Source organism: Pseudomonas sp. YuFO20 (assembly GCF_035064975.1).
Classification (GTDB): Bacteria; Pseudomonadota; Gammaproteobacteria; order Pseudomonadales; family Pseudomonadaceae; genus Aquipseudomonas; species Aquipseudomonas putida_AE.
Genome location: NZ_JAXDEO010000117.1, coordinates 1 through 6,085, shown reverse-complemented (window position 1 = coordinate 6,085; position 6,085 = coordinate 1). Strand labels below are relative to the sequence as shown.

The following is a 6,085-nucleotide window of genomic DNA, read 5'->3' as shown; positions in this document are numbered from 1 at the left end:
ACGGCCAGTTGCACAGCCGCGACACCGGCCAGTTGATCGACAGCGAAGAATTCCGCTACGACGCTGCGGCGAACCGGTTGAACTTCAACACCAGCCAGTTTGACCACGTCAAGGACAACCGCCTGAAGCGATGGCGGGATCAGGAGTATGCCTACGATGCGTGGGGCAACCTGATTGAAAAACGCAGCGGCATGGGCACGCTGCAGACGTTTGTTTATGACTGTGAAAATCGGTTGGTGCGGGCTGAGACGTTGGTGAATGGCAGGCTGGAGAGTACCGGTTCGTATCGGTATGACAGCCTGGGGCGGCGGGTTGGTAAGGTTTCAGAGGTCAACGGCAAGACCGAGCAGAAGCACTTTTTGTGGCAAGGCCTGCGGATGTTGCGTGAAGAGCGACCGGGGCAGAGCAGTCTGTATCTCTATGAGCCGGGGAGTTACGCGCCGTTGGCGCGTGTCGACCAGGCGGAAGGTGAGGAGCGGAAGCTTTACTACTTCCACACTGATCAGATTGGTACGCCGTTGGAGATGACTGACGCGCACGGGAGCATTGTCTGGCAGGCGACGTACAAGGCTTGGGGGGCGGTTGAAAAGCTGGCGGTCAATGAAGTCGAGCAGAATCTGCGGTTTCAGGGGCAGTATTTTGACGATGAGACGGGGCTGCACTACAACACGTTTCGGTATTACGATCCGGAGGTGGGGCGGTTTGTGGCGCAGGATCCGATTGGTTTAGCTGGCGGAGTCAATCTGTATCAATATGCTAATAGCGCTATTGGTTGGATCGATCCATTGGGGCTTTGCTCCAAAGCGCTAAGCAACAATATGACAAAAAGTGGAACTCCCCGCCCCGCAAACTCCGCTGCTCATCACATCGTTGGTGATACTGCCAAGCTTGCAGCTCCTGCGAGAGCGGTCCTGGCAAAGCATGATATTCATGTGGATGATGCAATCAACGGAGTGTTTTTGCCTAATCGTAATAACGTTGACTCGAGCGTGCCAGGGATCCTGCATAATGGTAAGCATCCAAATTCTTATTTTGAGAATGTTAACCAGCTTATAATTAGTGCAGATAAGGCTGGTGGCAAGCCGATGGTTTTGAAGACAATCGATAGAATCCGAAATACATTACTAACGAGTCCACGGGACGCTCAGTGGTCCGGATTATTTGGGTGATTTATGAAAATTTATTCAATAACGCAAAATGACAAATATAAAACATTGGTCGATGCGGATCAAGTGGAAAGTCTGCAGGAGTTCGCTACAAAGCTTGCATATGGTGACGCAATTTTGGAGTCTGAAAACCAGTGTTATCGCGTTGTATATAATAGTGATGATAAAAACAAACCGGCACTTTCTGATTTTTTTACATTTTTCAGGCCTATCTTGGTTGTCTCTGAAAAAGCATATGAGGCGCTTGGTTTTTTGCAGGTTTTTCCTACGGTTAAGTTGCTCGGGCCGCGTGCGGGGGATGTCGCAGTATTTGTTGCCGAGGTTCTATCAGATGCATTTGATGTTGATCAATCCGATTATGATAAGGGGGAGGGTGGGTATGTAGTTTACAAAGCGGTGTTAAATATTCCCGAGAATTACAAGAGTGAGATTTTTCGCATTCCTGAAAATCCGCAAGTTCTATATGTCAGTCAAGTGTTCAAAGATGCTGTAGAGTCGCAGGGCCTGAGAGGGGTCGCTTTTAAGGAGGTTGCACAGAGTTGTTGAGTGAATAAGCGGAAAAGGGGACAGATTTATTTTGGACCGTTTTTCGTTTTTCCCTAAATAAATCTGTCCCCTTTTTCGCTCTTTTTCGCTGCAGGTTGACGGGCGTAAAGCTCCGGTGTCGACTCTTACTTCCGTCGATTTGAATGCCTGGAGTGAGAAAGTCACCATCAAGGACGAGACCGGGAATCCGATGCTATCAACGGTGTGCACCGGCATCATGAGCCATGACCTGTTCCTCACCACTCTGGATGTATTGCTGGATGTTGATCGCGCCAGCAACGATGAGACGGCGCCAAGTCTGGCCTGAGGAATTCATATTCCTAAATGATATAAATAGATAATTATTTATTCCTTTTGTTGTTGTGGCAGGCAGTGCACCTTTGAGGCCTGCCCCTTCATCCGCAAGGGTCGACATCAGACAGGAAGCCTCAACATGACCATCAAAGCGATCAACGTCCGCAACCAGTTCAAGGGCATCATCAAGGAAATTCTGGAAGGCGAAGTGGTGTCCGAAATCGACGTGCAAACGGCATCCGGCATTGTCACCTCGGTGATTACCACCCGCTCGGTGCGCGACCTTGAACTGAAGGTTGGGAGCGAAGTGATTGCCTTCGTGAAATCCACTGAAGTCTCGATTGCCAAACTCTGAATCCGAGGTTCAACGCCTGACTAATTATCACAGGTACAAAAAGCCCGGCTGATCAGGCCGGGCTTTTTGTTGGGTACTGCGGTGCAGCGATGGGGTCAGGCGACGGTATTGCCTTGCAGACGATCCGAACCATCGGCGGCGACGGTGTTGCCCTGCAGGCGATCAGAGCCGTCGGCGGCGACGGTGTTGCCTTGCAGGCGATCAGAGCCGTCGGCGGCGACGGTGTTGCCCTGCAGGCGGTCGGAACCATCGGCGGCAACGGTGTTGCCTTGCAGACGGTCCGAACCATCGGCAGCCACACGATTTTCGATCAGGCGGTCAGAACCACCCTCAGCCACACGGCTTTCAATCAGACGATCCGAGCCACCTTCAGCCACAACAGGTTGAACAGAGGTAGCGGCAAAAGCGTTAACTGCAAAAACCGAGAAAGCGATGCTGAGGAGGGTTTGGCGTTTCATGATCGTGTGCTCCGGGTGTTGTTGGTTGGTATGGAGCTGATGTTACGCCGCACAGTTTTTAAGAGAACTTCATTGAGTTAATGGTGACTATTGACGTAGTCAATGGAGGATTTGGTGATCCTTGTGGGAGCGGGCTTGCTCGCGAAAGCGGTGTGCCAGTCACCATCATCATTGATTGACACACCGCATTCGCGAGCAAGCCCGCTCCCACAGGGTTCGTGGCGTTAGCGGGAAATCAGTCCGTGATCAAGGGCGTACTTGACCAGCGCCGCCGGCTTGTCGATGTTTAGCTTGCGCCGAATGCTCAGGCGATGGGTTTCTACGGTGCGCACGCTGATGTCCAGTTCCCGGGCCATTTCCTTGTTGTTCAGGCCCTGGGCCATTTTCGCCAGCACCTGGCTTTCCCGCGGTGTGAGTTCGTTGTCGGTGTTTCTGTCGGCGATCAGCCGCTGGGCGATGTCGGCGCTGTAGAAGGTGCCGCCGCTGGAGATGGCTTCGATGGCGGCGATGATTTCCCGGGACGGGGCATTCTTCAGCACGTAGCCGCTGGCGCCGGAGCGCACCGATTCACTGACGTATTCGTAATTGTCGTACATGCTCAGCACCAGCACCTTGAGCGACGGGTACTGGCTGCGCAGCACGCGGGTCAGTTCCAGGCCGTTCATGTCCGGCAGGCTGATGTCGACCAGCAGCAGGTCGGGCTGGCAGCGCCCGACCATCTCGATGGCCTCGGCGCCGTTTTCCGCTTCGCCGACCATTTCCAGGGGCGACATCACGGCCAGTAGCGCCTTGATGCCGTCGCGGACCAGGGAGTGATCGTCGACCAGGGCGACACGGATCGGGGAGGGCAGGTTCATGCAAGGTTCACTCTTGTAGTTTTGCGCCAGGTTTCATCGGCAGCCGTACGTCCAGCTCGCTTCTGCCTGGCATCGAGATCAGATCGAAACGCCCGCCAAAATGTTCGACGCGTTCGCGGATGTTACGCAAGCCAATGCCGGCCTGGCGACGTTCGACCTGGGCAACATTGAACCCCATTCCGTCATCGACCAGCGTCAGCCGCACGGACTGTTCACAACCGCGCAGGCTGATGGACACGTTTTTCGCCTGGGCGTGACGTTCGATGTTGGTCAGGCCTTCCTGGACGATGCGGAACAGCGCAACAGCGGCGCCGTCGACCAGTTGGCAGTCGAATTCGTTTTCGTCATAGGTCACGGTCAAGCCGCTGCGCTGCTGGAATTCCGCAGCCAGTTGGCCGATGGCGGCTGGCAGGCCAAGGGTATCGAGCAAGGATGAGCGCAGATCATGGGAGAGACTGCGCACTTCGCCGATGGCTTCGCCCAGGCGCTCGGTGGCGTCTTTCAACGTGTTCAAGCCTTTGTCGTGGTTTTGTCCGTTTTCCAGCAAGTGGCTGGCCAGTTCGAACTGGAACTTGATCGAGACCAGCACCTGGCTGATGCCGTCGTGCAGTTCACGGGAAACCCGCGAGCGCTCTTCCTCCTGCAGGCTGACGATGCGCTGGGTCAGGCGCTGCAGTTTCTTGTCGGCCAGGCGATGCTCGCTGACGTTGAGGGTCATGCCGGTGGCGAACACGAACAGCACCGCCACCAGCGCCACCACGGCAATCGCCATCATGGTCTTGCGGATGCCCTGGGCCACTTCGGCACGGGCCTGCTGGGTGGCGCGCTCGACGTCTTCGAGGTAGATGCCGGTGCCGAGCATCCAACCCCAGCGATCGAGCATCACTACGTAGGCGAGCTTGTCGGTGACCTGGCCGGAGGAGGGCTTGTTCCAGGCGTAGCGCTGGAAGCCTTCGCCCGATTGCGCACTCTTGAGCAGCGCCTGGATCACCGGCAGGCCGTGGGGGTCCTTCATGTCCCACAGGTATTGGCCCACCAGTTCCGACTGGCGTGCGTGCATCAGGCTGCGGCCTTCATGATCGTAGACGAAGAAATAGCCGTTGATGCCGAAGCTGAGCTTGCGCAGTTCTTCGAGCACCTGTTGCTGGGCGCGCTGATCGCCCTGGCCGTTGTCGTACAGCGGCTCGATCAGGCTTTTCGCCATTTCGACGTAGTTTTTCAGTTCCGCGCGCTTGCTCATCAGGATGCTGTCTTCGATCAGCTGCGCCTGTTGATCACCCAATTGGCGGTTGAGCGAAATCACCAGGGCGCAGATGACGGCAATGGCCAGCACCAGCGGCAGAATGCCGAGGGCGACGATCTTGTGTTTGAGCTGCATGTTCACTCCTGCCCGCGCGAGGGGTGGGGATCATATGCCAAAGATACGCTTGGCCTGTAGCGTTGCTGGACGGAATGCTCTTTGTAGGAGCTGCCGAAGGCTGCGATCTTTTGATCTTGAAAAATCAAAATCAAAAGATCGCAGCCTTCGGCAGCTCCTACAGGGGGTTTGCGTTTCAGCCGGCAGATTTTTGGAGTCTACGTAGAACTACGTAGGTGGTGTGTACGTAGTAACGCGGATTTATTTGTGGACGCCATGCGCGGATATTGGGCCAGCTCCGCTCAGCGGACACAATTATAAAAATTACCGCCGCAGTCACGAGCTGTCGGCAGGAGACCCCCTATGCCCCGTCTGGCTAAACACCTCGCCTGGTTTGCCGTGGCTGTCCTGGGAGCGATTGCGCTGAGTGTCGTGGCCCTGCGCCGCGGCGAAGCGATCAACGCCCTGTGGATCGTCGTCGCAGCCGTCGCCATCTACCTCGTTGCCTACCGCTACTACAGCCTGTTCATCGCCAACAAAGTGATGCAGCTGGACCCCAATCGTGCCACTCCCGCTGTACTCAACAATGACGGTCTGGACTACGTGCCGACCAACAAGCACGTACTCTTCGGTCACCACTTCGCGGCCATCGCCGGCGCGGGGCCGCTGGTCGGTCCGGTCCTGGCGGCGCAGATGGGCTATCTGCCCGGCACGCTGTGGCTGATTGCCGGCGTGGTGCTGGCCGGTGCCGTGCAGGACTTCATGGTCCTGTTCATGTCCACCCGCCGCAACGGCCGTTCGCTGGGCGACATGGTCCGCGAAGAAATGGGCCGCATCCCCGGCACCATCGCGCTGTTCGGCTGCTTCCTGATCATGATCATCATCCTCGCGGTGCTGGCGCTGATCGTGGTCAAGGCCCTGGCCGAGAGCCCGTGGGGGATCTTCACGGTGATGGCGACCATCCCGATCGCGATGTTCATGGGCATCTACATGCGCTACATCCGCCCGGGCCGCATCGGTGAGATCTCGGTGATCGGCGTGCTCTTGCTGCT

General features: G+C 56.2%; 8 protein-coding genes. 5 read left to right on the top strand and 3 right to left on the bottom strand.

The window, feature by feature from the left end; translation table 11 throughout:
* The 4 genes from SOP85_RS30520 to SOP85_RS30505 all read left to right on the top strand — a co-directional run.
* On the top strand, positions 1 to 1,169 hold a 1,169-nt coding region (locus tag SOP85_RS30520), incomplete at its 5' end, for an RHS repeat-associated core domain-containing protein (RefSeq protein ID WP_323629343.1).
* Between the two features lie 3 nt (positions 1,170 to 1,172).
* Entirely contained in the window at positions 1,173 to 1,712 is a 540-nt protein-coding gene (locus SOP85_RS30515) for an imm11 family protein (protein WP_274078133.1), read from the top strand.
* 115 nt (positions 1,713 to 1,827) lie between these two features.
* Complete coding sequence (locus tag SOP85_RS30510; protein ID WP_274078134.1) at positions 1,828 to 2,019, top strand: hypothetical protein; 192 nt, start codon at positions 1,828 to 1,830, stop codon at positions 2,017 to 2,019.
* Between the two features lie 126 nt (positions 2,020 to 2,145).
* Positions 2,146 to 2,361 (top strand): TOBE domain-containing protein, encoded by a 216-nt coding sequence (locus SOP85_RS30505; protein WP_274078135.1) that lies wholly within the window; start codon positions 2,146 to 2,148, stop codon positions 2,359 to 2,361.
* 95 nt (positions 2,362 to 2,456) lie between these two features.
* Here SOP85_RS30505 and SOP85_RS30500 read toward each other — a convergent pair whose 3' ends face one another.
* The 3 genes from SOP85_RS30500 to SOP85_RS30490 form a co-directional block, all read right to left on the bottom strand.
* Positions 2,457 to 2,819 carry a hypothetical protein gene (locus SOP85_RS30500; RefSeq protein WP_151141247.1) on the bottom strand — a complete coding sequence of 121 codons (363 nt, stop codon included), beginning with the start codon at positions 2,817 to 2,819 and terminating at the stop codon, positions 2,457 to 2,459.
* A gap of 224 nt (positions 2,820 to 3,043) precedes the next feature.
* A complete protein-coding gene (locus SOP85_RS30495; protein ID WP_046820284.1) occupies positions 3,044 to 3,676 on the bottom strand; it encodes a response regulator in 633 nt (210 codons plus the stop codon).
* Positions 3,677 to 3,683: 7 nt separating this feature from the next.
* Positions 3,684 to 5,054, bottom strand: coding sequence for a cache domain-containing protein (locus SOP85_RS30490; protein WP_046820283.1), 1,371 nt, complete (start codon positions 5,052 to 5,054; stop codon positions 3,684 to 3,686).
* A 342-nt stretch (positions 5,055 to 5,396) separates the two neighbouring features.
* Here SOP85_RS30490 and SOP85_RS30485 point away from each other — a divergent pair.
* On the top strand, positions 5,397 to 6,085 hold a 689-nt coding region (locus SOP85_RS30485; protein ID WP_323629342.1), incomplete at its 3' end, for a carbon starvation CstA family protein.